Genomic DNA, 25,346 nt, shown 5'->3' with positions numbered 1-25,346 from the left:
ATTGATGTGAGAAACTTAGGTAAAGGTGTGAAAATGAATATATTAATGGTACTCACGTCGCACGATAAACTCGGTGATACGGGTTTAAAAACCGGCTTTTGGCTCGAAGAATTTGCCTCACCTTTTTATGTTTTTAAAGATAAAGGTTTTGACATTACCTTAGCCTCGCCACTGGGCGGTCAACCACCACTCGATCCAAAAAGTGATGAGCCAGACTTTCAGACCGAAGCTACTGCGCGCTTTAGCAAAGATCCTGAGGCGCAAGCACTGCTAGCGAATACCACTCGCTTAAGTGAAATCAATGCAGCCGATTATGATGCGGTTTTCTATCCGGGCGGTCACGGCCCACTGTGGGATCTTGCCGAAGATAAACATTCTATCGTCTTGATTGAACAGTTTTATCAAGCCAATAAACCCCTAGGGCTCGTCTGTCATGCGCCTGCTGCATTGCTGCACCCTAAAACCAGTGATGGCAAGCCATTGGTCAGCGGCAAGCGTGTTACCGGTTTCAGCAACTCTGAAGAAGAAGCCGTGCAACTCACTCATGTCGTGCCATTTTTGGTTGAAGACATGCTGAAGAAAAATGGTGGCAATTATGTCAAAGGTGATGACTGGACAAGCTTTGTCGTCGCAGATGGCCATTTGATCACAGGCCAAAATCCGGGATCATCCGAAGCCGTAGCCGAAACCATAGTTGCGCAATTGAATGCGAGAGGCTAAGCGATAAATACGCGACGCTCAGCTTGAAATGAACAAAGACAGGCGCACAAGTGTGCTAAATACGTTAAAAAGAGCTATCGCACCATAATGGTGCGATAGCCAAAATGTACTCTCACTGTCCAAAGGAAAGCCCATGATCACCTTGCACCATCTCAATAAATCACGCTCTAAACGTATCATCTGGTTGCTAGAGGAACTCGGTCAACCCTATGAAATTAAAAGTTATCAACGTGATAGCCAGACTTTTCTCGCGCCACCCGAACTTAAGCAAATTCATCCGTTAGGCAAATCACCCGTTATCGAAATGGACGGTCAAGTGATAGCCGAATCGGGTGCGATCACCGAATATCTTATTGAAAAATATGCGGCGGATTCCTTAGCCCCCGCCAGAGACAGCGCAGACTATGTCAGTTATCTGCAATGGCTACACTTTGCCGAAAGCTCAGCCATGCTGCCTTTGTTACTGCGTATGTTCGTGCAAAAGGACGGTTGTAAAACCAATTTCCTTGAAGGTTATGCCGCGACGGAAGTCAGTAAGATTAGTCATTACTTCAATGATATGTTGGCTGATAAAACCTATCTTGTTGCAGACAAGCTCACGGGTGCGGATATAATGATGTCCTTCGTGGTGGAGCTACTGGCTAACAGTGGCGATCTCGCGAAATTTGAACACATTGAACGCTATGCCACTCAATTATCCCAACATGCCGCTTGGGTCAAAGCGAGTGAGATCGAGAAACAACTCGATGCAAGCCTGTAATTGATGGATCGAATTCGGGCACATGTTAGTGCCCGAGCTTAACCCACTTTAACTAACCCCTGTTTCTGCCTCCCCATTTTCTGTCGACTTTATACCTTCTCTGTGGTGACATCCTTAACCACTTAGCGCAACAAACACCATGATTTTTGATGTAAAAGAGACTAATCTTGATTAACTCTATCTCAAGGCTACAGGGACTTTAGCATGCGTTCACTCACACTCATCGGCTTAGTGCTATTTAGCATGTTAGCGCAAGCGACTGTTTATAAATGGGTCGATAAGGATGGCAAAGTCCATTACTCCGATGAGCCGCAGCCAAATGCCCAAGTCGTTGAGCTAAAAGATAAGACCTTAAATCAAATTGCCCTTCCTCTACCCAAAACAGACTTAAACAGCTCAAATCAAGCAATTGAATCTATTCAATATCAAGTCAATATTACCTCTCCGACCGAAGAGGAAACCGTCAGAGATAACAATGGCGATTTCGACGTCGTTGCGACTATCACCCCAGAGCTAAAAAGTCAGTATTTGATGGCCCTCAAGCTCGATGGCAACCCCGTCGGTCAGCCGCAAATTGGCGGTACCTTCAAACTCAAAAACATCGACAGAGGTGAACATACCTTAGTCGTTGACGCTTTGACTCAAAACGGCAAAGTCTTTGCATCAAGTTCACCAAGAAAGATATTTCTTCATCAAGCAGCTAAGCGTTAATGTCACTATTTGTATAGTAAAAGTTAGTATAAAAACTTTAAATACATGAAGTTAGATTAACGCCTCCTGACTAAACCGTTTGATGAAGACAAGTTGCAGCTTGCACCAGATTGGTGCACCATAGTGGTGCAACCCTATTTCTAGGAACGGTCGATGGATAAAGAGACACTGCTCAATCATTTAGTTACCGCTGTACTTGTCATAGATAAGGATCTCAAGCCTTGTTATGCCAACGCAGCAGCAGAGCAATTATTAGGTGTTGGTAGCCATAGACTCATAGAACAAACTTTGCCTGATCATTATCAAATCCTCGGTGTCGACGCCAAGCTATTAATGGATGCAGTAACAGCCAGCCAAGGCTTAACGGTCAATACGGCAGCGCTAGTCACGCTCGATGGCCAACATCATACCGTTGATTTAACCCTTATTCCCCTCGATGACGAGGCTGAACTCAGCCTGCTCGAACTGCGCCAAGTTGACCAACAAAGACGCATTCATCAGCAGTTGAGTCAAGATGCACAGCAACAAGCGGCGCAGTTTTTGGTGCGCAACTTAGCCCATGAAATCAAGAATCCTTTAGGCGGCCTTCGCGGTGCGGCGCAGTTGTTATCGCGGGAGCTGGATGATCCGGCGCTGAAGGAATTCACTACGCTCATCATAGAGCAGGCCGATCGGCTGCGTAATTTAGTGGACCGTCTGCTCGGCCCTCAAAGGCCGACACAGCACAGTCTGCACAACATCCATCAAGTGGTGCAAAAGGTCTATAAGTTAGTTGAAATGGCGCTGCCCGCTAACATTCAGCTCAAACGGGATTACGATCCATCCATTCCCGATATCGAGATGGATCCTGACCAAATGCAGCAAGCTGTGCTGAACATTTTACAAAATGCGGTGCAGGCGCTTGAACATACGGGCGGCGAAATTTTGATCCGCACTCGCACTCAACACCAAGTCACTATAGGTTCACAGCGCCACAAGCTAGTGTTAACCCTATCGATTATCGACAATGGCCCCGGTATACCGCCTGAGCTAATGGACACATTATTTTATCCTATGGTGACAAGCCGTGAGCAAGGTTCAGGTTTAGGCCTCTCGATTGCCCATAATATTGCCCGTTTACACTCGGGAAGGATCGATTGCCTCTCCAGCGCAGGGCACACAGAATTTATCATTTCATTACCAATTTTAAGCGCTAAATAATTTCGACAGTACCTACCCATACCGTATGAGGAAGCAAGATGCGAATTAGTGAACAAGTGTGGATCCTCGACGATGACAGCTCGATACGCTGGGTACTCGAAAAGGCACTGCAAGGTGCTAAGCTCAGCACCGCCAGCTTTGCCGCCGCCGAATCCCTGTGGCAGGCATTAGAAATATCGCAACCGCACGTGATAGTGTCGGACATCCGTATGCCCGGCACGGATGGTTTAAGCCTGCTCGAACGATTGCAGGTGCATTATCCCCATATTCCCGTGATCATTATGACAGCGCACTCAGACTTAGACAGTGCAGTGAGTGCCTATCAAGCGGGCGCATTTGAGTATCTGCCTAAACCCTTCGACATCGATGAGGCTATCTCTCTGGTTGAGCGCGCACTTACCCATGCCACTGAACAGAGCCCTGCACCCGCGCAAGAAACCCAAGTCAAAACACCCGAAATCATAGGTGAAGCGCCAGCGATGCAGGAAGTGTTTCGCGCCATAGGCAGACTTTCACGCTCATCGATCAGCGTGCTGATCAATGGTCAATCGGGTACGGGAAAAGAGTTAGTGGCTGGCGCGTTACACAAGCACAGCCCACGTAAAGATAAGCCGTTTATCGCGCTGAACATGGCAGCGATCCCTAAGGATTTAATCGAATCTGAGCTATTCGGCCACGAAAAAGGTGCCTTCACTGGCGCAGCCAATGTGCGCCAAGGTCGCTTCGAACAAGCAAACGGTGGCACGCTCTTTTTAGATGAAATCGGCGATATGCCGCTAGATGTACAAACACGATTACTCAGAGTGCTCGCCGATGGTCAGTTCTACCGCGTCGGAGGTCATAATGCGGTGCAAGTCGATGTGCGTATCATAGCGGCGACCCACCAAGATCTTGAATTATTAGTACAAAAAGGTGGCTTTAGAGAGGACTTGTTCCATCGCCTCAACGTGATCCGCGTGCACTTGCCGCCACTATCACAAAGACGGGAGGACATTCCCCAGCTCGCTACCCATTTCCTCGCCTCTGCAGCAAAGGAAATTGGCGTGGAAACTAAGATCATGACCAAGGAGACTGCGGTAAAACTCTCCCAATTACCTTGGCCCGGTAATGTCCGACAACTCGAAAACACCTGTCGTTGGTTAACCGTAATGGCATCGGGGCAAGAAATTTTACCCCAAGATTTACCGCCAGAATTACTGAAAGACCCTGTGAGTGTCACCCACACGGCAAAAGGCAGCCAAGATTGGCAATCGGCACTGACTGAGTGGATAGACCAAAAACTCTCGGAAGGAAACAGCGATCTGTTAACTGAGGTGCAGCCCGCATTCGAACGCATACTGTTAGAAACTGCGCTGCGCCATACTCAAGGCCATAAACAAGAAGCGGCGAAACGTTTAGGCTGGGGACGAAATACCTTAACGCGGAAATTAAAAGAACTGTCGATGGATTGAGTAGATAAAATAACGTTACTACTCGTTATATCAATACAAGCTTATTCATATCAAACAATAAAAAGGGATATCTTCACATCCCTTTCTATTTGAAATTAATTTTCATTGGCATGAATTAAATATGCCAAATCTAAAAAATTAGAATTGATAATGCATACCTACAGCGAATTGCTTAATATCAGTGTCAATATCTTTTAATCCTAAATAGCTACGGTCGGCATCTAAATCACCTGTAGTGACATCATAGCTTACACGGATATTTAAGTGCTCTGTTACGGCGGCATTAACACCTACACCATAAGTCCAACCAAAACCAGTAAAGTCTTCATCGTAACCATAGCCATCAACATTCGCCGCCATAGATGCAATACCCACTTTGGCATAGGCAGAAAAAATATCATTAATTTGTGCAGTAAATTTAGGTGTGAAGCTTAATGCACCTGCACTAATATCAACATCCTTATCGCCTAAGTCACCAGTGGCAAACAGGTTAGCTTCTAAACCAAACCATTCATTGAAGTTATAGCCACCGTATACGCCTACACCAGTACCGGTTTCTGAACCATCAAAAGCATCAGCTGTGACTCTATTTAATGCACCACCCACATAAAATCCAGTAGTGTCGGTTGCAGCAGAGACTTGAGTGGCCGCTAATGCTGATAGTAAAGAGATAGCAACAATTGATAATTTATTCATCATAATTCCCTAATGATTTAACGAAAGTATTAGACGGCGCGGATATTACAATAAGCAATTCAGAAGTGTCATGGTTTAAATTATCAAAATACAAATCATACAGCATTGATTCAGCTTGAGTCGGAAAATGGAAGTTATAGTTATTCGTTATGTAACAAAACCATATTTACTGTAGGTATTATTTTTTAAATTGAAACAACTAACGATTTTAACTTAGCACCCGCAACAATCCTATAAAACTTGCATATAGCCAACGGATGAGGGAACGACGCCTTCTCACATCCAAACATTCGGATACGACAACTCTGCTAGTCGCCACACAAGTAATACGGGTGCACCAAAGGAATAATGGCCAAATATGGACTCGATAAGCTTGGTTAGCAATGTCGAGATCAATTTTCTGCGGTAAGTAATAAAGATGTTTACGCAGGACTAACTGACTCCAAGCCCCCGCTATCACAGGAGATACGGTACTATCCGCTTGATTTACTATCGAAGGTTTCTGTTCCATCAGGAGCGTGATTTCTGTACTCATAGGAATGCTAATGTCAGAAATCACAGATTCGGCTATCAACTCAAAGCGAGTCGATAGCCTATGATAGCGGCATATCAATCGAGTGGAATGATCCCATCTGTGACTTTGCATCTGCATCCATGCCATAGCTTGCCCTTAATTTATGTTTCGTTGACTTCAGGTTTGACTGGATCTTGGTGAATAATCACCTCAGCATCTTCGAAGGCGGCTTTGACTCTTATCCCTGTTGTATCAGCAATACTGTGGGCTTCATTCAAACTCAAATTGCCATCGAGTTCTAAATGAAATTGAATAAAAACAGTTTTGCCTGCTTGACGAGTGCGTAAATCATGCAGCCCTTGCACCCGTGGATCTTCCATCGCGATTTGCGTTATTTGCTGGCGAGTTTCTTCGTCTAGCTCTCTGTCTAACAAGGCTTGAATTGAGCGATAACCTAAGCCAAAGGCTTGATGACCAATATAAAATGCAATCATTACCGCAAATAAACCGTCAGCCCACCACCAACCGTATTGCGCTAATACTAATGCCAACAATACCGCACCATTAAGGAATAAATCTGATTTATAGTGCAGCGAATCAGCTTCAACCACAGTACTTTTTGTCGCCGCTAATGCGCGTTTCTGCAACATGACTAAAGCTAACGTCATCACAATCGCTATGATAGAAACAACTACACCTATGGTGGCATTTTCAACCGGAACAGGTGTTAATAGACGCTCGCCACCATAGAAAAGTAATAAAAATGCGGAGCCCATAATAAAGGCGGATTGCGCTAGAGACGCTAACGGCTCAGCCTTACCATGGCCATATCTGTGGTCATGATCCGGCGGCACAAGCGCGTAACGAATGGCAATAAAATTGATAATAGAAGCGAGAGCATCGGCAAAGGAATCCGTCAAAGATGCCAACATACTGGCAGAGCCGGAATAAAGCCAAGCGAACATCTTGATAAGAATAAGGATCAAAGCGGTAGCCACGGAAGCGCGGCTAGCCAGTTTGACCCAAAAATCGTATTGGGAAGTTTGAGTCATAAGGGATCTATCTTGGGAAGCTATGACCCTATTGTATATCAGCTAAGACGCTTAACCGCGAGGTTCTTTACCAGCTTGTGCTTCAAATCGCGCTTTAAACTTAGCTTGCTGCTCTGGTGTCAGCAGATTAAATATTTGATTATGCAGCTTCATACGTTCAATGGCTTGAATTTGACGCTGCTCTTGCTGCGCACTCATCAGTGCCTTTGCTTGTGTTTCATCAAAACTAGGCGCGGTAATTAAGGCCTGCATCTCAGTGCGATGGGCCAAGCGTTCCTCTTTCGTTGGACGATTATCAGCGCGCGTGGCTTTCTGATCGGCAAACAACTTTTTGACGTCAGCTTTCTGGGCATCCGTTAAATCGAGCCCTTCAAACATACGATGCATGCCACCGTGGTCCATATGTCGGCCGCCATGTTCCATGCGGTCGCCTTTATGGAATTCAGATTTAGAGAAGTCGCAGCCAGCATCCTTAGGTGCTGCATTAACTGCCGTCGCGAAAACCGCAGAACTCGCTAGAATGGCAAACAGGCTCGCTTTCAAAGGTGATAATGTTTTCATAGTGTTAACCTCGATGGTTCAACTTTAATATGGCAAGTAATAAGACACAGTGACGACCCTTTTAAGCCGAGTCACTTTCGACCCTTCCAGTCTAAACCCCTATATGTAAGTGAGGGCGTTGCCTGAGTAAATCACTGTAAAGTTGCGGCAATAACTCTATTCTTTACTTTGGCTTACATTGCTACACAGCAATTGACATCAAAACAGGTATACTCAGCCAAAGCGCTAAAAGTGCCTATGATAAACAGGCATACGAGGCCACATTACAGAGATTAAGGAACAGTATGAGTCGGATATTATTAATCGATGACGATCTGGGGTTATCTGAGCTACTAGGGCAACTGCTCGAGTTAGAAGGGTTTCAATTAACCTTGGCCTACGACGGTAAACAAGGTTTAGATCTGGCACTGACCGCAGATTACGATCTGATCCTACTCGATGTCATGCTACCTAAATTAAACGGTTTTGAAGTGCTACGCGCACTGCGCCAACATAAACAAACCCCAGTATTAATGTTGACCGCCCGTGGCGATGAAATCGATCGCGTGGTTGGGCTTGAGATCGGCGCCGACGATTACCTGCCAAAGCCGTTTAATGACAGAGAGTTAATCGCCCGTATCCGCGCCATTATTCGTCGTTCGAACTTAACAACCCAAGAAATCCATGCCGCGCCCGCCCAAGAGTTTGGCGATCTACGCTTAGACCCATCGCGCCAAGAAGCTTACTGTAATGAGCAATTAATCATACTCACAGGCACCGAATTCACTCTGCTGCACACCCTAGCACTGCACGCTGGAGAGTTGATGAACAAAGAAGAGTTAAACGAGAAAGTGCTCGGCAAAAAACTCATGCCCTTCGATCGCAGCTTAGACATGCATTTATCGAATCTACGTAAAAAACTCCCCGAGCGTAGCGATGGTCGGCCAAGGGTGAAAACCATCCGTGGCAAAGGTTATATTTGGCTCCCATAACGGCGGTATCGACTGTGCCTAATCGTTTATTTATCAAATTATTGCTCGGATTTTGGCTTTGCAGCTCGCTAATCATTGCCTTAGTGGGTCTGTTACCATTGCTGCAACAAAATCACGACCGTGCGCCACTGCCACCTCACCTTGAAAAAGTCCTATCGACGATAGCTAAGCGCATTCAAGAAAACCCCGCCTTACTGGAATCCGATTTTCTTCGGCGCTGGGAAAGACACAGAGACATGGAAGGCAAACCACTACGAGTTTATCTCGTCAACAGCCAGGGCCAAGTCGTCAACACACACAGGGTGAGTCGCGGTGTACGCAGCTTTATGCTGATGGCAGATGAAGAAAAACAACCGATTAGCCATCAGTTTAAAGATGAGCTGGTGTTTGGTCCCTATCAATTTAATCTGGGCGCTGAAACCTATTCACTTTATGGCCGCCTACCGGATAACCATCCACGGCCTTGGTTCTTTTTCTTCGCCGAAAATAAGTTATTAACCTTAAGTCTGGCGATTTTCCTTTCGGGATTATTATGTGGCTTGCTCGCGTGGCATTTAGGTAAGGCATTAAATTCACTAAAAAAAAGTGCAAATGCCCTCGCCGAAGGTGACTTAAGTCACCGAGTCGATAAGTCCACCACTCAGCGCAACGATGAAATTGGTCAGCTCGCCACGGCTTTTAACAGCATGGCCGACTCCATCGAAGCTATGGTGAATAATCAGCAGCGGCTCATGGGGGATATTTCCCATGAACTACGCACCCCATTGACGCGGCTACAGTTATCCCTTGCCCTCGCCCGTAAAAAAGGTCAGCAGACCACCGAAACGGAACGCATAGGTTATGAAGCTGAGCAACTCGAAAAGCTTATCAGTGAATTGTTAGAGCTCTCGCGGGTCAAGCTCAGCACTAACGAAACTAAGGTACATTTAGGGTTGGCAGAATCCCTGAGCCAAGTTTTAGACGATGCGGAATTTGAAGCAGAACAGCAAGGTAAAAGCATTACTATCGATATCGATGAAGAAATTGAGTTAGCGCATTTTCCTAAATCACTTTCCCGCGCGATTGAAAACCTACTGCGTAACGCGATCCGTTATGCCGCAAGCGATATTCACCTGCAGGCGAGTGCGACGGCTGATCAAGTACAAGTTACCATAAAAGACGATGGTCCAGGCATAGATGCCGCCGAACTCGATGCCATTTTTAAACCTTTCTACCGCCCCGACTCGGCAAGACAGAGAGAAAGCGGCGGCTGGGGACTTGGGCTGGCAATCACTGAAGCGGCGATTACCGCCCACAAAGGTAAGATTAAAGCCGAGAACCGTGTACCAACCGGTCTTGAAGTGACGATTACACTGCCGAAATAGCCGATATGAAGAACAAGTACAGGAGGCAGAACTAATTAGTCGTAATTGGCAACACCTCAGTGTTGCCATCGTGTTAAAACGTAGGAAACGGGATTACAGCTTAACTAATACACGCCCTGTGACTTGGCCTTGGATAATTTTATTCGCGAAATCAGGCACCTCTGCCAATGATATCTGCTGGCAAGCTTGCTGATAAAAATGTGCGGGTAGTGCTTTAATCACAGCTTCCCACGCCGATTTTCGCTTCTCAAATGGACAAGAAACAGAGTCGATTCCCAGTAAACTCACACCCCGTAAAATAAACGGCATAACGGTTGTTGGTAATGCAAAACCGCCCGCTAAACCACAGATAGCGGCTGCACCACCGTATTGCATTTGCGCTAATGCTTTGGCGAGGATCTTGTTGCCAACGGTATCGACCACACCCGCCCAGCGCTGCGCCTCAAGCGGCTTAGCATCTTGTTCAAGCTCACTGCGATCAATCACTTCTGCGGCACCAAGCTCCTTCAATAAAGGCGCATTCTGTTCAACCCGACCACTGCAGGCGACCACACGATAGCCAGCATTGGCGAGCAAAGTCACCGCCACAGAACCCACACCACCACTGGCACCTGTAACAAGAATATCCCCACTTTGCGGTGTTACCCCAGCCTGCTGCAGCGCTTGTACGCACAACATAGCCGTAAGCCCAGCCGTGCCTATCATCATGGATTTAGCGGCATCACAACCTTGCGGCATGGGCACCAGCCAGTCGGCTTTAACTCGCGCTTTTTGCGCCATTCCACCCCAGTGATTTTCGCCCACGCCCCAGCCCGTCAAAATCACCTGATCGCCAACTTGGTATCTCGCATCAGTCGATTCGCGCACCACGCCCGCAAAATCGATGCCTGGTACCATAGGAAACTGACGAATGATTTTGCCAGCACCGCTCACAGCTAAACCATCTTTATAATTCAGCGAGGAATAGGCGACATCAACCAAGACTTCCCCTTCTGGCAAATCAGCTTCTGTAATTTGTGAAACTTGAGCAAACGTGCGTTTATCTTCTTGCGTCAGTAGTAAGGCATCAAACATGAATCGCTCTCCGAAGGCCAAGCCGTATTAAACGATATTCAAAAAGTTACCATAAAAGGCATAGACATCATTAACAAGCAGACTTATTGCTAATAGTAAATGCTGAGATCTAAACAGATTAAAGATAATGACCAAGAGTGATCGAGCGCAAGAGATAGCAAGATTTAGCGTCTTTATTGCTTTAAACTCGCTTGCTGTAAAGCGCCACTTTGACCCCAGTAGCGGGCAAACTCAGTCAAGGTCATTCCGGCATTATTCGTTAGGTTCACATCGCATTCTTTCGCGTATAGCCGCTTTACGATAGTGAATTCGGCCTTAATCACAGCGCCCATCATTGCCGTATTACCACGCTTATCTTGCAAACAAGCATTAGCACCATGCTCAAGCAATAAATCCGTTGCAGCCTCTTGGCCGTTATAAGCCGCCACCATTAGCGCGGTATAGGTTTGACTATTTCTCTGGTCAATAGGGAAGCCTGCATCGAGAAAATGCTCAAGCACTGTGATATCGCCGGTACGCGCTGCAGCAAAAAAGTAGTCCACCAGCAATTGTACTTGTGCGGTATCGGGCTCGTCCGTTTGACTGACAGTTGTGGATGTAACCAATGGCGCTTGAAGCGAACCCGCCCCCATTGCCACCGACATACTCAGGGCCACAATAATCAATAATAAGATAGCAATAGTGTGTTTCATCAATGGCTCCCAGCACAGCTAAAATAGAGATTTAAACAATGAGACGTGACGAAATGCCCGCAAGACGCCCTCTTAAACTGGGCAGAAAAGAGCTTGTTTACGTCTTGCGGGACTTACTAGGTTCGGACTGTTAACGCGCAAATCTCTGCGACCCAAACAGTCCTAAAAATAACAAAATCAGATTGAACGCTGTTTAACCTCGGCCAGATCACCCTTTACGGCCTTGGTTAAACGCTCGCCAAACTCTGGGTCTGCACGATAAAAGTGACTGAGCATCTGATGTTTCACATTGGCATCGTTCACTTTGCCTAAGTCTCCGGCCAAGTTAGTGATCAGATCTGCTCTATCTTGCTTGCTCAAGCTGCGATAAAAGACGCCCGCTTGGCTAAAGTTATCCTGCTTGCTAATAGCCGTTTGTTGCACAGTCCCCGTCAGCGCAGTTGTTACCGCACGATAACGATTATCTTCGGCCAAGGCTAAATGTACGCTCGGTTGATAGTTCACATCGGACTGGGTATGCCCCATATTGCCCGCACCTTCTTGGTTGTGGTTTGCCACCGCCACTAAGGGTTTATTAATCGGCAATTGCGACAAATTCGCGCCGAGTCGATACAGCTGAGTATCGGCGTAGGAGAACATACGGCCTTGCAGTAATCTGTCTTCCGACGGCTCAATCCCTGGGATCAAATTCGATGGCGCAAATGCCGCCTGCTCAGTCTCTTGGAAGAAGTTTGCAGGCATGCGGTTCAGCGTCATAGTGCCCACTTTTTGTTCTGGCACATCTAGCCACACCTTAGTGGCATCTAACGGGTTGTAATCAAACTTATTAAGCTCAGTCGGGTCGAGTAATTGAACGTACAGATCCCACTTAGGATAGTTACCCTTGTTGATCTCACTATAAAGATCATCAGTTAAATGGTTAAAGTTTTGCCCTTGGACTTTAACCACTTCATCGGGACGTAAGCCTTTAACACCTTGCAGACTCTTCCAGTTAAATTTCACGTATTTAACTTGGTTATCTCGATTCACAAATTTGTACGCATGCACACCGAAACCGTCCATTTCACGATAACTGGCAGGTACACCTAAGTTACTGTAAACCTGAGTCAACATATGGGTTGAACCCGCTTCGTGACTGAAAAAATCGAAGAAACGATTCGGATCTTGCATATTGGTCACTGGCGATGGTTTGAGTGAATGCACCATGTCAGGAAACTTGATCGCATCGCGAATGAAGAATACGGGTAAGTTATTACCGACTAAGTCCCAGTTACCTTGGTCCGAATAAAATTTGGTCGCAAACCCACGGGGATCACGCAGCGTTTCTGGCGAACCTTTCGAGTGGATCACAGTAGAAAAGCGCACAAATACGGGCGTCACTTTACCTTTTTGTGCAAAGGGTGCCGCTTGGGTTAGGTTACTAAAATCGCCACTCGATACAAACTCACCATGGACACCTGTGCCTCTGGCGTGGACGACACGCTCAGGAATACGTTCACGGGCAAAGCGTTGTAGCTTCTGGATAAGCTGCACATCTTGCAATAACACGCTGCCATTACTGCCCGCTGTGGCCGAGTTTTGGTTATCACCCACAGGTGCACCATTGTCACGTGTCAGGGTATTTGTTGGTAAAGTTTGAGCCTGTACATTCAATGTCAGACCCATAGAAATAATTAAAAGGCTTTTAGTAAGATGCATAACAGTTCCTCTTCTATGCATAACGCCAAGCTCTTTTCTGCCTGCCCGCAGTATAGTTCTGAATTTGTAATTAGAAGAAACGATCTTTATCGATTATACGAATCAATAAAACCTATTAGACATAAATTGGCAACAACAAAAAGTCACATTGTCAGATACTGAAGCTAGATATTGTGGACTAAAACCTCTCGGTTTTAGTCTATTGCGAAGTGGATAAACGTGGGGTGATGAAGAGATATTTGGCGATTGATTGAGCTTCGCAACAAGAGCCGTAAGCTAGCATTAATCCTTAAGCCTCATCTTTTTTAATCGCCGGTACAAGGCATTACGGCTGATCCCTAAACGCTTAGCGCATTGGCTCACATTGCCATTACAGGCTTGGTATGCCTGCAGCACATTGCTATAAATCGCCTCATTTAGGGAATCCGATTGAGCCTTTGTGGCATTTGGCTCCACAGCGAACTTACCACTTTGCAGGGGTGATGCAGAACATTGACGGCTTACCTCTTTAAATTCATCACATAAAGATGCAGCTTGTAACAGGTCTACTTTTAACGGCTCGCATGTGAGTTTGGCCGCCAGATAATCAGGTAAATGCTGCCAAGTTAAAGTGTCATCGCCTTCAGCCATCAAGCAAGCGACTTGCATGAGGTTATCCAGCTCACGCAAATTCCCCGGCCAGTCGTATTGCATCATTTTCCCTAACAGTTCTGGGCAGATATCCTGCGCAGCGATATGATGTTTACGATGCAATTTATGGATAATACGCTCGATATCCAGCCGCTCCCGCAGCGCAGGCAAGCGCACTTGCAAGCCATTGAGTCGGTAGAACAGATCCTGCCGAAACAGCCCTTGAGTCACCTGTTGTTCTAAATCCATATGGGTTGCGGCAATGATTTGGATATCGACTTTAAAGCTTTGATTACTGCCAACGGGTACCACTTCGCGCTCTTGCAATACTCTGAGTAAACGACTCTGGGCTGCCAGCGGCATTTCGCCAATTTCATCTAAAAACAAAAAACCGCCGTGGGCTTGGCGAATTTTACCGATAAATCCAGTACGATTTGCCCCAGTAAACGCGCCCGCCTGATAACCAAAGAGTTCAGATTCGACTAACTCGGCAGGCAATGCCGCGCAGTTCACCGCCACTAAAGGCTCGGTGCGACGCGCGCTCTGGGCGTGGAGTTTTTTAACAAACTGCTCTTTACCGACGCCAGTTTCACCGAGCACTAACAGCGGAATTTGCTTGGTGATCACCTTATTGGCATGTTGCCATGCGCGCTCAAGTTGAGGGTCGCGAAACCGCACGCCCAGTTGATTAAGCGATTTATTACTAGTCGCTACCCGACTCTTGATGCTGGGAATATTTAAGGGCTGAGTCTGTAGATGCAAGTCTAAATGCTGATTAAAGCCACCCGCACGGCTCCAATTATCGCCTAAGTACTGCTCGACGGAATCGCCAACCTTGGCATGACTAAGCAATTGTTTCGCCATGGGATTGCACCCCACAATGCGACCATCACTATCGGCAATCACTATGCCCTGCCAACCCGAATTCAGTAAATTTGGCTGCGCCGCTAAATCGATTCGATAACGGCTATCGGGCAAGTGACACAAGAGCGCGGTCTCGACCTGCTGCGCCAAACTCGACACTAACATCAGCGTCTGCTGAGTGTGTCTTTGCTGCTCGCTGGTGATATCTATCACCCCGAGCATCTCACCTTGGGGGGAAAATATTGGGCAGGCGGTGCAACTCATAAAACGATTCTGACGAATAAAATGCTGCTCACCCACTACAGATACTGCTTGCTTGGCGGTGAGTGCCGTCCCTATCGCATTGGTGCCTTTGTGCTGTTCGAGCCAATTCACCCCGATATCCAAAGCCACGTCCGCCAGTTTTGTGGAGTAGCGGCTCACGCCCCAGTGCCTAAGCACATAACCCTCGGCATCGGAGAGCAAGAGTCGGCTATTAGAATGCGCCATCAACTGATTGAACAAGGGCAAAGCATGGGATTGCACTAATGCAATGAGCATTTGATATTGCTCATGTTTCTGCTTTAGTTCGCTGGCGTCGAGCCTAAGCTCTTGGGGTAACTGAAATTCTGACAAGCCAGCGCCAATGCTGCGCTGCCACGAATCGGCCAACCACGCCTGTGTCGATGGTAAATGCGGTTTAACTGCCATAGCCGTGCTCCCCCGAGCTGTGTTCCGTTTCAGCACAATTGCTGTGTGCCACTCAATGACAAAGTAACCACAGGACACACTTCTCTCCCTGAGTGCCCATACTTATTCAAATCTGCAAAATTAGCTTTTCATCATACTGTTAGCACAACAAGTGTACAACTCCTGCCAGTTTGGCACTCTCCTTGCGATGCACCCTTGGTATGCAAGCCTCAGGTGTTGCATAAGAGAACACTAAGCCAATCAATAGGATTGGCTTAAAGCAAAACGAAAAATATTTAAAAAGACATCCAGCAGAGATGCATCAACAAGACTCCCTTGCTGAAGCCAAGAGCGTAAAAATCGCCAACGCCCAGCATGCCATCCACAAGAAGGAATGATTCTATGATTTATGCTCAACCCGGAACCGCAGGCGCAATCGTTAACTTCAAAGAAAAATACGCCAACTTTATCGGCGGAAAATGGGTCGCCCCAGTCAATGGTAAATACTTCGACAATCGCTCCCCCGTGAATGGCCAAAACTTTTGCCAAATCCCACGCTCCGATGCCCAAGATATTGAATTAGCCTTAGATGCCGCTCACGCAGCGAAAGAAGCATGGGGTAAAACCTCAGTTACCGAACGCTCAAACCTGTTACTGCGCATTGCCGATCGGGTCGAGCAAAATCTCGAATACTTAGCCGTTGCCGAAACCTGGGAAAACGGTAAAGCGGTGCGTGAAACCTTAAATGCCGACTTGCCCTTATTCGTCGATCACTTCCGCTACTTTGCGGGTTGTATCCGCGCACAGGAAGGCAGCGCTGCCGATATCGATGGCAACACAGTCAGTTATCACTTCCCAGAGCCTTTAGGCGTGGTCGGCCAGATCATTCCTTGGAACTTTCCACTCTTAATGGCCGCATGGAAAATCGCACCTGCGCTAGCGGCGGGTAACTGTGTGGTACTCAAGCCTGCGGAGCAGACGCCAGTCTCGATTCTGGTCTTGCTCGAGCTGATTGAAGACCTATTACCCGCGGGTATTCTTAACGTAGTCAACGGCTTTGGCGCCGAAGCAGGACAAGCTTTGGCCACCAGCAAACGCATCGCTAAATTGGCCTTTACGGGCTCCACCGAAATTGGCTATCACATTTTAAAATGCGCCGCCGAATCCTTAATTCCATCGACCGTTGAGCTTGGCGGTAAGTCGCCTAACGTGTTTTTTGCCGATGTGATGGACCATGAGGACGAATATTTAAATAAAGCCGTCGAAGGTATGTTGCTGGCCTTCTTTAACCAAGGTGAAGTCTGTACTTGCCCATCTCGGGTGCTAGTCCAAGAATCGATTTTCGATCGCTTTATCGAAAAAGTGCTCGCCCGCGCGCAAACCATTAAACAAGGCGATCCCTTAGATACCGACACTCAAGTCGGCGCTCAAGCCTCTAAAGAGCAATTCGATAAAATCTTAAGTTACTTAGCCATAGGTAAGGCTGAAGGTGCAGAAGTACTATTGGGCGGCACACTTTGCCAACTCGATGGCGGTCAAAGCGAAGGTTATTATATCAGCCCGACGATTATGAAAGGCCACAATAAGATGCGTATCTTCCAAGAAGAGATCTTCGGCCCCGTCATTTCGGTCACCACTTTTAAAGATGAAGCCGAAGCCTTAGCGATCGCGAACGATACTGAGTACGGCCTAGGCGCTGGTGTGTGGACACGGGACATGAACACGGCTCAACGCATGGGACGTGGCATTCAAGCGGGCCGCGTGTGGATTAACTGTTATCACGCCTATCCAGCCCATGCCGCCTTTGGTGGATACAAAAAATCCGGCATCGGCCGCGAAACCCATAAGATGATGCTCAACCACTATCAAAATACCAAGAATCTCTTGGTGAGTTACGATGTGAATCCTTTAGGTTTCTTCTAAGGTTTTTGGGGCTCAAACAAGCTGATGTGAGGAAGCTTTTATTTCGGTTTTTAAACGTCTTTGCAAGCAAGCTTATTAAACTTTCCGCATGAGTAATCGATACAAGTGATAAACATGAAAGGGCGAATAGCCCTTTCTTTTTTAACTGAATTTAATTCAAACCTCACTCAGTTTATATTATCAATCCGCGCTAAACGCTGAGCTAATTCAGCAAGAGAGGAGGCTGTTTGTGGATCGCTTTGGGGATCGATAACTTCAACCAGTTTAAGTTTTGGCTGAAAAGGTAACCAAGAACTGCCCGTTGTCATCACTAAATCCAGCACAAACTGACCATAATAGTGCAATCTCAGTCGGTTATCCGTCATAGGCCAATGGGCATAAAGCAGAAAAGAATCGTACATTTGCGCCAAAGAGGTTGTCGCAATGAGCTTAAACCCTTCATCAAGCAGACTAAACTCGGTCGATTCTTCGAAGGGACAATCGAAAGAAGTGATGACCAAATACCCCAAGGTTTTATTGGATAAAACGCAGCGATATTGGGCTTCAATCACTAGGCCTGCAATAAAAGTGTGAGTAGGTTGGCCATTAAAATACAGAGGCATTTTCAGTGGATGAGGCTCAACCCCATCGGCATGCTCTGTTAGCAGTGAAAACCCCGTTATCGGTTGCATCCCTAACCCCACTTATCTCGTCTATCTGCGAAAATACACGTCACGCAACTCTTGCGGATTCAAAGCACTAGGACTGACGGCTTTTCCAATAACAGCCCAGTAAGATCAAATAGCCGACAAAATACGCCACGAGATCGAGTGGATCAAAATGGCTGCCTATCACTATTCGCGCCAAGCGATTTCCGCCCAAGCCTAGCTTGTCGACTAAACCCCAATACTGACCAAACTCGATAGCAAAGGCAAACAGCAATACCGAAAACGCCAACCAAGGAGTTTGAAAAAAACGCTTCATGCCCTCGCCTGTGTTTTGTGCTAGGGACTTTTCTGCTGGGCTGTCAACCGGAACGACAGCCCGCACCATACAAAACAGTAAGATCACTACTAGTACATCGCCCACAAAACCACGAATAAAACCCGCAGGTGCATATAAAGCGATTAAGACTTCAGTCAAAAATAATAAAACGGCATAAATACAAAAGGATTTACGACTCGGATTGCGGCTGATAAAAGCGCGAATAACGGCGGTAGACATAAATAAGTTAATCCCTTCACTCGATTGAGGTGGCAGAATCTACCGTAATACCAATAGGTTAACAAGTGAGTTTTCGTTGACATTTAAGGCTCACCACCCGAGCAACCGCGCCACTCAAGCCTATCAATTCGAATAAATGTTCGCGCCTCAAAATTTAAGCGAGGTTTAAGTTTGGGTTAAGTAGCCTACACCTAAACCCACTTAGGAGCGTCACATCATGTCATCAAACACACTGCAAACCATCAAAGTCTGGGACCTGTTGATCCGCATATTCCATTGGTCACTCGTCGGCTTTTTTGCCTTAGCCTACCTCACTGAAGGCGAAGACGAGTGGATGACCATCCACAGTTACGCAGGTTATAGCATCTTAATTTTACTGGTGTTTCGCCTGCTCTGGGGCGTGATGGGTACCCACAATGCGCGCTTTAGCAACTTTATCACTCGCCCTAAAGAAGTGCTGGTGTACCTCAAAGGACTCGTCACGGGCAAAGCCAAAGACTACATAGGCCATAACCCCGCTGGGGCAATGATGATAGTGGCCTTGATTGCCAGCATAGCCATCGCGGGATTCTCAGGCATGGCGCTGTACGCCACCGACGGACACGGCCCATTAGCTACGAGCTTTTTCGCCACTTGGCCTGAAGGCGCCATAAAAGAAGTCCATGAATTCTTTGCCAACTTCACCGTGTTCCTTGTGGTCATCCATGTTGGCGGCGTCATCGTCAGCAGCCTGTTACACAAAGAAAACTTAGTCAGAGCCATGGTCACGGGCAAGAAACAACGCCCTGTGGAACAAAAAGATTAATCCATTAGCCATTTTGCTTAGCCACAAGACATCAAGCCCAAAAGGAATGCCCTATGAACAAATTCACCAGACACACGAATACGAGTCGCCTTGCCACAGTCGCAATTGCCACCTTGCTGCTGACTAGCCTCAGCGTTAGCGCCGCCAACAGTAAAGTGCAAAGCCTGCCACTTAGCGCCGAGCGTATTGGCACGCAGTTGCAAAGCTATCAAGCCCAAGGCGCTGGACCCTTTACCGCCGCCGCAGGACAAAAGCTTTGGCTACAGGACATGGACGGTCGCAGCTGCGCCAGTTGTCATACCGCTAAAGTCACCGACATGGGGATGCACCAAAATACCCGTAAACCCATTGACCCTATGGCGCCGTCGATTACCGCAGATCGGTTAACCGACTCAGCCAAAATCGAGAAATGGTTTACCCGTAACTGTAACTGGACCTTTAAACGCGACTGCACGCCACAGGAAAAAGGCGATGCTTTACTCTGGTTAAGCCTGCAATAACCGCCAAATTTCGACTTTATAACTCATTCAATGAGATCAATTAATTTCAATACCTTCCACAGAAGGTAACGGCACAAAAAGGAAGATGTCATGACTCAACAAGCACACCCTATTAGCTGGTTCTTAGGTTCATCACTCACAGCTGCGGCATTAGCCATTGGCGTTATCGGCATCAGCCTAACCTTAACCGGCACAGGCTATGCCGACGATGGCCGCGAGCTCAGCCGCGCTGTTCCACAAAATGCGGAATATACGGCAGAATGTGGCAGCTGCCACATGGCTTATCCCGCGAACTTACTCCCCGCCGACAAGTGGCGCGCCATTACCGCAAATCTTGATAATCACTTTGGTGACAACGCCAGTCTAGATCCTCAAGTCACTGCTAGAATTGAGGAATATCTGGTTCAACATGCGGCGCAAAATGGTAAGGTGATGAAAAACAGCACGCCGCTGCTCGTAGGGTCTGGGCCGCAGAAGATCACAGAACAGGCATTTTTTATTGGCAAACACGATGAGATCCCAAGACGTATGGTGCAAGATAACCCCAAAGTCGGCTCATTCAGTCAATGCAGCAATTGTCACAACCTCGCAGAGAAGGGCATATTCGATGAAGATACCGTTAATATTCCTGGTTTTGGCCGCTGGGATGATTAGCAGTCCAAGCACTGATGCCCACGACGATGATCTTTCCAGCAAGGTGGTCGAGTGGGTTAAGGAGGGCAAGGTTTTGCCCTTTGACACCATAATGCAACGTTACGAATCACGCCTGCAGGGGCGGCTGCTGGACTTAGAAGTCGAACAAAAACATGGCAGGATCATCTACGAGCTCGAGATCCTCCGTGACGATGGCATAGTGTATGAAATCAAAATTGACGCCAAAACCGGCGAGTGGCTAAAGGAAAAGGTCGACTGATGCGTTTGCTATTGATTGAAGATGATACCGATCTGGTCGCGCGCCTGATTCCCGCCCTTAACAAGGCGGGTTATACCGTCGAGCACGCCGATAACGGTATTGATGGCGCCTTTTTAGGCGAAGAAGAAAACTTCGAAGCCGTGATCCTCGATCTCGGTTTACCCGGCAAACCCGGTTTACAAGTCCTCGGCCAATGGCGACAAAAAGGCTTAGCCATGCCAGTGCTGATCCTCACCGCACGTGATGCGTGGCACGAGCGGGTCGATGGCCTCAAGGCGGGTGCCGATGATTACCTCGGCAAGCCTTTTCACATTGAAGAACTACTCGCAAGGCTCGAAGTGTTGATCCGCCGCCACTTTGGCCGTGCCGACAATGTGTTGCAGCATGCAGGCGTCTCCCTCGATGTCGACAAACAAGCCGTCACTAATGTTGATGGTGCAGTGATAGAGCTGACTAAGATTGAATATCGTCTGCTGCATTACTTAATGGTCAATCCCAGCAAAATCGTCTCTAAGTCAGAGCTCAGTGAACGCATTTACGAAGAAGATCAAATCAAAGACAGCAATGTCATCGAAGTGTACGTCAACCGCCTGCGCCAGCGCTTAGGCAAGGATTATATCGAAACCCGCCGCGGCCAAGGTTATCGACTCAAGGAGTAAAGGCGTGTATTCACTCAAGGGTTATCTGACGCGCAATCTGCTGATCACGCTCACCTTTGCCATGGTGCTGTTACTGTATTTCTTATACCAAGGTATCCAAATATTAACCCAAGACTTTGTTGCCTCGCGTCTACAACACGATGCCGACAGCCTGATCTCCGCCCTGAATCACAATCCCGATGGCACATGGGCGCTCACCACCGACCGTTTACCCAATGTGTACCACAGGGTTAATTCTGGGCATTATTTTGCAATTCAAATCGGCGAGCAAACTCTGCGTTCACGATCCCTTTTCGACCATAACGTGAACATGCCAAAACTGACCGCTGGTGAGCAACACCAAGCCACTGAGTTTGTCAGCAAAGAACACTGGCTGATGTTCAGTCAGGCCGTTATCAAAGATGATCAATTAGTTACTCTGTGGGTGACAGAAGATATTAGCTCGCTTGAACAAACCCAAGTGCAGTTTTTAGCCTTTGCCAGCGCAGCCGTGTTGCTCACGATTGTCATTCTATTAATAGCACAGTATCAATTACTTAAACGCGGTTTTAAACCCTTAGAGCAGATGCCAGAAGCTATCCGGCAAATGCGCACCCAAGGGCAAGAAATCAATCCTGACCAAGTGCCAAGCGAGATAGTCCCGCTGATCGAAGAGATAGATCGCTTAGTTAATCAATTGGGCCAGCGAGTACAACGCTCCCGTAATGCCTTGGGTAACTTAGCCCACGAAATGAAACGTCCGTTACAAGGGCTGCAGTCCTACCTAGAAAGCCTTCCACCAGAACAGCGAAGTGAGGGCAGTAAAGTGCTCGCAAGCCTGCACCACATCATCGAGAGAGAGCTTAAGCGCACTAAGATTGTCGGCCTGTCCACTCCAGGGCGTTATACCGTGCTCGATGACGATCTTGCGCCGCTGATTCAAGTAATGCAGCGCATTTACCCAGACCGCATTATTCACAGCCATTACACGAGCGGCTTAGTAATGCCGTTTGATCGGGATGACTTACTCGAACTCTTAGGCAACTTGCTGGATAATGCCTGCAAGCATGGTCGCAAAAATATTGAGATCCATATCAGTCAGCAAAACGTGCCAGCTACTGGCTATGGGATAGAAGTGAGTGATGATGGCGAAGGTGTCTCCGATGCCGCGCTGTCCGTTATCATTGAGCGCGGCATTCGGCTAGATGAAAGCATCCAAGGCCATGGTTTAGGATTATCTATCTGCAAAGATATCGTCGACAGTTATCAAGGCGAACTCGGTTTTAGCCATGCGAAACAAGGCGGACTTAAAGCCAGCGTATTTCTGCCGCTCCCGAATTAAACGGTATACTCACTCGGCTTGTGCCCACTGAGTTCATGCAAGCCAATAGAGGGTATAATTTGCCCATTCAAACCCCTTTCCCCAATCAGTCTAGAGATTTATATGAAAGTTATCGACCTAAAATCGGCCCCGCAACACATTCCACAATTGGCGGAGTGGCATCATCAAGCATGGGCACATTTGAGTTCTGCGGATGCCACCGTCACTACGCTGATTGAGGAAATGAACGAGTATTTAACTGACGCCGCCATCCCCAAGATGTTTATCTGCGAACAGGAAAATCAAGTGATGGGATCATCTTCATTAATCGTCGCAGATATGGACAGCCGAACTGACTTAAGCCCTTGGCTTGCCAATGTGTATGTGAATGCAAACCATCGAAATAAAGGATTAGGTAAGTTGCTAGTCAATGCCGTCATTGAGCATGCTAGAGCGATTCGTTTACAGAAAATCTATTTATTTACTGCAGATAAAGCCGATTTTTATCGAGCGCTGGGTTGGTCAATGATTTCACATGAAGATTATAAAGGCGAGATGGTCACGATTATGGAGTATGAATTGAGTCAGCAAAGTTGCTAAGTTAAGAGAGCAAGCTTCACGACGGACGTCGTGAAGCTGTACATGCGGGCTAAATATCTAAATGTGATATCCAATACTTAGCGACAAGCCAAAGGCTTTAGTCAATTTCTATATCCACGCCGAAACGATTGGATAATTGGCGTTGCTCGTGCAGAATTTCAATTCGGCGGCGAGTGTCTTGGGTCAACTTGTCTTTTAGGCGCAAACCACTAGTAATGGCGGCTTTTTTGGCTTTCTTGCTCTTCATCGGTAAATCAGTTGTCGTTGCATCCGTAGGACTCTCGACGGCTTGAGATTCGATAGACATAGCTAACTCCTTTAATTAGAACCTTAAATAGGCTCTTCCAGTAAATCCCTGCTCTAGACGAAAAAACAGGTCATCTATAATGAGTCAATTCGCCATTCACTATTTAAGTAACAGATAATTTGGCGACTCATAAACTTACGGTCCATATCATTCACCTAAGCCAACAAGATTAAATACATGCTGATAGGATGAAGACGATCGAGACATAAGGTCGAAATGAAAAACTGAGTATTGATTGACTTCATCGACGCAACATAACCCTAACGAGTCCTAAATTTCCCGGCGACAAAGCGGCATAACATAGGTAGAGAAAGAACAGGTAGTAATGCAGAAAGGTTGGTAAGCTCGAGCGGCAAAGCGCTGCTGCGCAACAATTAGGCTACGCAACAGTACTACATCTAGCCTAGATTTACGACTTATATGGCATAGCGCCGAGGTAATCTTTCTTGCCAATTTCAACACCGTTGTGGCGCAAAATCGCGTAGGCTGTTGTTACATGGAAGTAAATGTTCGGAATAGCGTGCTCAATGGCAAACTCATAACCTGTAAGATATTTTCCTTCCCATCGTGGTTGTGAGACATGGATCGTGGCCGCATTAGCAAAATCATCCGCTTTAAACGTCGCTAAATAATCCAAAACCGAGCTAATACGCGCTTGCAACTCAGCCAGCGTCGTCTCGCTATCATCGTGCTTTGGCACTGTATCTAAGTTATCGGTCAAACGTGCCACGCCAATTTTGGCAGTATCGCAGGCAATTTGAACTTGGCGAATAAGATTAAATTGATCCGGCGCTAAGCGTGAGTTTAATAGCACCGCCATATCGACTTTCTTGAGGTTTGCGAAGCATTCGCCCTTTTCAAGAATAACGCTTAAATTTTTCAGCATCTTGCTAAATTGTACAACCGTTAAATCATAAAGCATGGCATTGACCTCAGTGATGGACGCTACAAAACTGCAGCACTTATGACTATCTTGGGGCAAATAATTCAATTTCAATCATTCTTGGAATTTAAGTATTTGCTTAACAATAAACACACCTAAATAAGCCCTATTAAGCAGCTAAAAATGACAAGAAACAGTTGTAACCTTGTGAGCCAGAGCATTTATTAAGCGAAAAGAGGTTAATATTCAATCAGGCAAACAGTAGTAGGCAGTACGAAATTTGGACAATTGAACGAATAACAGCTTGAGATATCACCAATAATGTTAATTTTTCCACAACGAAAAAAACCTCTACATTGCTGTAGAAGCTTTCATCTTTATGTTGGCGGGTGAAATATCGCGCAGCGATGAGCTCATGAACGAGAGGCATGGATGCTGAGCTGGGCTGTTAAGCAGGGATGTTGTTAGACGGGACGGACGCAACGATTGAAATAGATAAATTCCAGATACGAAAAAGCCCTAACATTGCTGTTAGGGCTTATCGAAATGTTGGCGGAGCGGACGGGACTCGAACCCGCGACCCCCGGCGTGACAGGCCGGTATTCTAACCAACTGAACTACCGCTC

27 protein-coding genes are annotated in these 25,346 nt (G+C 46.9%); 15 read left to right on the top strand and 12 right to left on the bottom strand.

The annotated features are described in order from the left end of the window. Nucleotides 1–27 precede the first annotated feature (27 nt). From GWI56_RS06830 to glnG, 5 genes are all read left to right on the top strand, one after another. A complete protein-coding gene (locus tag GWI56_RS06830) occupies nucleotides 28–720 on the top strand; it encodes a type 1 glutamine amidotransferase domain-containing protein (RefSeq protein ID WP_113941362.1) in 693 nt (230 codons plus the stop codon). 133 nt (nucleotides 721–853) lie between these two features. Continuing rightward, complete coding sequence (locus GWI56_RS06825; protein WP_198572486.1) at nucleotides 854–1,480, top strand: glutathione S-transferase; 627 nt, start codon at nucleotides 854–856, stop codon at nucleotides 1,478–1,480. 204 nt (nucleotides 1,481–1,684) lie between these two features. After that, nucleotides 1,685–2,191 (top strand): DUF4124 domain-containing protein, encoded by a 507-nt coding sequence (locus GWI56_RS06820; RefSeq protein ID WP_198572485.1) that lies wholly within the window; start codon nucleotides 1,685–1,687, stop codon nucleotides 2,189–2,191. A gap of 153 nt (nucleotides 2,192–2,344) precedes the next feature. Then, the gene (glnL, locus tag GWI56_RS06815) at nucleotides 2,345–3,391 is read left to right on the top strand and encodes a nitrogen regulation protein NR(II) (protein WP_198572484.1); all 1,047 of its coding nucleotides are present in this window, start codon (nucleotides 2,345–2,347) and stop codon (nucleotides 3,389–3,391) included. 38 nt (nucleotides 3,392–3,429) lie between these two features. Further along, the gene (glnG, locus tag GWI56_RS06810) at nucleotides 3,430–4,842 is read left to right on the top strand and encodes a nitrogen regulation protein NR(I) (protein WP_198572483.1); all 1,413 of its coding nucleotides are present in this window, start codon (nucleotides 3,430–3,432) and stop codon (nucleotides 4,840–4,842) included. 138 nt (nucleotides 4,843–4,980) lie between these two features. Here glnG and GWI56_RS06805 read toward each other — a convergent pair whose 3' ends face one another. The 4 genes from GWI56_RS06805 to GWI56_RS06790 all read right to left on the bottom strand — a co-directional run bounded on the left by GWI56_RS06805 (nucleotide 4,981) and on the right by GWI56_RS06790 (nucleotide 7,665). Then, on the bottom strand, nucleotides 4,981–5,538 hold the full coding sequence (locus GWI56_RS06805) for a porin family protein (protein ID WP_131525140.1): 558 nt from the start codon (nucleotides 5,536–5,538) through the stop codon (nucleotides 4,981–4,983). A gap of 208 nt (nucleotides 5,539–5,746) precedes the next feature. After that, complete coding sequence (locus tag GWI56_RS06800) at nucleotides 5,747–6,199, bottom strand: hypothetical protein (RefSeq protein ID WP_198572482.1); 453 nt, start codon at nucleotides 6,197–6,199, stop codon at nucleotides 5,747–5,749. A 14-nt stretch (nucleotides 6,200–6,213) separates the two neighbouring features. Continuing rightward, nucleotides 6,214–7,104, bottom strand: a complete 891-nt coding sequence (locus GWI56_RS06795; protein WP_131525141.1) for a cation diffusion facilitator family transporter — start codon at nucleotides 7,102–7,104, stop codon at nucleotides 6,214–6,216. A gap of 51 nt (nucleotides 7,105–7,155) precedes the next feature. Further along, a complete protein-coding gene (locus tag GWI56_RS06790; RefSeq protein WP_106648427.1) occupies nucleotides 7,156–7,665 on the bottom strand; it encodes a Spy/CpxP family protein refolding chaperone in 510 nt (169 codons plus the stop codon). Nucleotides 7,666–7,949: 284 nt separating this feature from the next. Here GWI56_RS06790 and GWI56_RS06785 point away from each other — a divergent pair, with 284 nt between their 5' ends. Both GWI56_RS06785 and GWI56_RS06780 read left to right on the top strand, forming a co-directional pair. After that, complete coding sequence (locus GWI56_RS06785) at nucleotides 7,950–8,636, top strand: response regulator (protein ID WP_105251061.1); 687 nt, start codon at nucleotides 7,950–7,952, stop codon at nucleotides 8,634–8,636. A gap of 14 nt (nucleotides 8,637–8,650) precedes the next feature. Continuing rightward, nucleotides 8,651–10,000 (top strand): ATP-binding protein, encoded by a 1,350-nt coding sequence (locus GWI56_RS06780; RefSeq protein WP_198572584.1) that lies wholly within the window; start codon nucleotides 8,651–8,653, stop codon nucleotides 9,998–10,000. Nucleotides 10,001–10,093: 93 nt separating this feature from the next. Here GWI56_RS06780 and GWI56_RS06775 read toward each other — a convergent pair whose 3' ends face one another. The 4 genes from GWI56_RS06775 to GWI56_RS06760 all read right to left on the bottom strand — a co-directional run bounded on the left by GWI56_RS06775 (nucleotide 10,094) and on the right by GWI56_RS06760 (nucleotide 15,648). Then, entirely contained in the window at nucleotides 10,094–11,074 is a 981-nt protein-coding gene (locus tag GWI56_RS06775; RefSeq protein WP_198572481.1) for an MDR family oxidoreductase, read from the bottom strand. A 173-nt stretch (nucleotides 11,075–11,247) separates the two neighbouring features. Then, complete coding sequence (locus GWI56_RS06770) at nucleotides 11,248–11,766, bottom strand: ankyrin repeat domain-containing protein (RefSeq protein ID WP_198572480.1); 519 nt, start codon at nucleotides 11,764–11,766, stop codon at nucleotides 11,248–11,250. Nucleotides 11,767–11,943: 177 nt separating this feature from the next. Further along, nucleotides 11,944–13,464, bottom strand: a complete 1,521-nt coding sequence (locus GWI56_RS06765) for a catalase (protein WP_277925173.1) — start codon at nucleotides 13,462–13,464, stop codon at nucleotides 11,944–11,946. Nucleotides 13,465–13,746: 282 nt separating this feature from the next. After that, nucleotides 13,747–15,648: a sigma-54-dependent Fis family transcriptional regulator gene (locus tag GWI56_RS06760; protein WP_198572479.1), complete on the bottom strand. Its 1,902-nt coding sequence runs from the start codon at nucleotides 15,646–15,648 to the stop codon at nucleotides 13,747–13,749. 381 nt (nucleotides 15,649–16,029) lie between these two features. On the opposite strand from GWI56_RS06760, the gene GWI56_RS06755 reads away from it, so the two are divergent. Beyond that, the gene (locus tag GWI56_RS06755; protein WP_006079725.1) at nucleotides 16,030–17,550 is read left to right on the top strand and encodes an aldehyde dehydrogenase family protein; all 1,521 of its coding nucleotides are present in this window, start codon (nucleotides 16,030–16,032) and stop codon (nucleotides 17,548–17,550) included. 167 nt (nucleotides 17,551–17,717) lie between these two features. On the opposite strand, the gene GWI56_RS06750 is transcribed toward GWI56_RS06755, so the two are convergent. Then, on the bottom strand, nucleotides 17,718–18,221 hold the full coding sequence (locus GWI56_RS06750) for a hypothetical protein (protein ID WP_173497776.1): 504 nt from the start codon (nucleotides 18,219–18,221) through the stop codon (nucleotides 17,718–17,720). A gap of 67 nt (nucleotides 18,222–18,288) precedes the next feature. Continuing rightward, nucleotides 18,289–18,753, bottom strand: coding sequence for a DUF2809 domain-containing protein (locus tag GWI56_RS06745; protein ID WP_198572478.1), 465 nt, complete (start codon nucleotides 18,751–18,753; stop codon nucleotides 18,289–18,291). A 217-nt stretch (nucleotides 18,754–18,970) separates the two neighbouring features. Between GWI56_RS06745 and GWI56_RS06740 the strand changes: the two genes are divergently transcribed. The 7 genes from GWI56_RS06740 to GWI56_RS06710 all read left to right on the top strand — a co-directional run bounded on the left by GWI56_RS06740 (nucleotide 18,971) and on the right by GWI56_RS06710 (nucleotide 23,530). Next, nucleotides 18,971–19,558 carry a cytochrome b/b6 domain-containing protein gene (locus tag GWI56_RS06740; RefSeq protein ID WP_198572477.1) on the top strand — a complete coding sequence of 196 codons (588 nt, stop codon included), beginning with the start codon at nucleotides 18,971–18,973 and terminating at the stop codon, nucleotides 19,556–19,558. Nucleotides 19,559–19,611: 53 nt separating this feature from the next. Beyond that, nucleotides 19,612–20,058: a DUF1924 domain-containing protein gene (locus GWI56_RS06735; protein WP_198572476.1), complete on the top strand. Its 447-nt coding sequence runs from the start codon at nucleotides 19,612–19,614 to the stop codon at nucleotides 20,056–20,058. Between the two features lie 90 nt (nucleotides 20,059–20,148). Then, nucleotides 20,149–20,712: a diheme cytochrome c gene (locus GWI56_RS06730; protein ID WP_198572475.1), complete on the top strand. Its 564-nt coding sequence runs from the start codon at nucleotides 20,149–20,151 to the stop codon at nucleotides 20,710–20,712. Further along, entirely contained in the window at nucleotides 20,705–20,971 is a 267-nt protein-coding gene (locus GWI56_RS06725; protein ID WP_011787607.1) for a PepSY domain-containing protein, read from the top strand. The genes GWI56_RS06730 and GWI56_RS06725 overlap by 8 nt, the downstream gene beginning before the upstream one ends. Further along, the gene (locus GWI56_RS06720) at nucleotides 20,971–21,630 is read left to right on the top strand and encodes a response regulator transcription factor (protein WP_011787606.1); all 660 of its coding nucleotides are present in this window, start codon (nucleotides 20,971–20,973) and stop codon (nucleotides 21,628–21,630) included. Before GWI56_RS06725 ends, GWI56_RS06720 begins: the two co-directional genes overlap by 1 nt. A gap of 4 nt (nucleotides 21,631–21,634) precedes the next feature. Further along, on the top strand, nucleotides 21,635–22,951 hold the full coding sequence (locus tag GWI56_RS06715) for a sensor histidine kinase (protein WP_198572474.1): 1,317 nt from the start codon (nucleotides 21,635–21,637) through the stop codon (nucleotides 22,949–22,951). Nucleotides 22,952–23,053: 102 nt separating this feature from the next. Next, nucleotides 23,054–23,530, top strand: a complete 477-nt coding sequence (locus tag GWI56_RS06710; RefSeq protein WP_198572473.1) for a GNAT family N-acetyltransferase — start codon at nucleotides 23,054–23,056, stop codon at nucleotides 23,528–23,530. Between the two features lie 97 nt (nucleotides 23,531–23,627). Here the strand turns inward: GWI56_RS06710 and GWI56_RS06705 are convergent, their stop codons facing one another. Together GWI56_RS06705 and GWI56_RS06700 are read right to left on the bottom strand one after the other, a co-directional pair. Continuing rightward, nucleotides 23,628–23,837 (bottom strand): hypothetical protein, encoded by a 210-nt coding sequence (locus GWI56_RS06705; protein WP_105251048.1) that lies wholly within the window; start codon nucleotides 23,835–23,837, stop codon nucleotides 23,628–23,630. A 409-nt stretch (nucleotides 23,838–24,246) separates the two neighbouring features. Next, the gene (locus tag GWI56_RS06700) at nucleotides 24,247–24,759 is read right to left on the bottom strand and encodes a DUF1993 domain-containing protein (protein ID WP_063885021.1); all 513 of its coding nucleotides are present in this window, start codon (nucleotides 24,757–24,759) and stop codon (nucleotides 24,247–24,249) included. Nucleotides 24,760–25,346 lie beyond the last annotated feature (587 nt).

Origin of the sequence: Shewanella sp. DW31, assembly GCF_015767295.1 — a bacterium.
In the GTDB taxonomy this organism is placed as follows: domain Bacteria; phylum Pseudomonadota; class Gammaproteobacteria; order Enterobacterales; family Shewanellaceae; genus Shewanella; species Shewanella oncorhynchi.
Note: the sequence above shows the minus strand (reverse complement) of the source record. Positions and strands in the feature narration are given on the sequence as shown.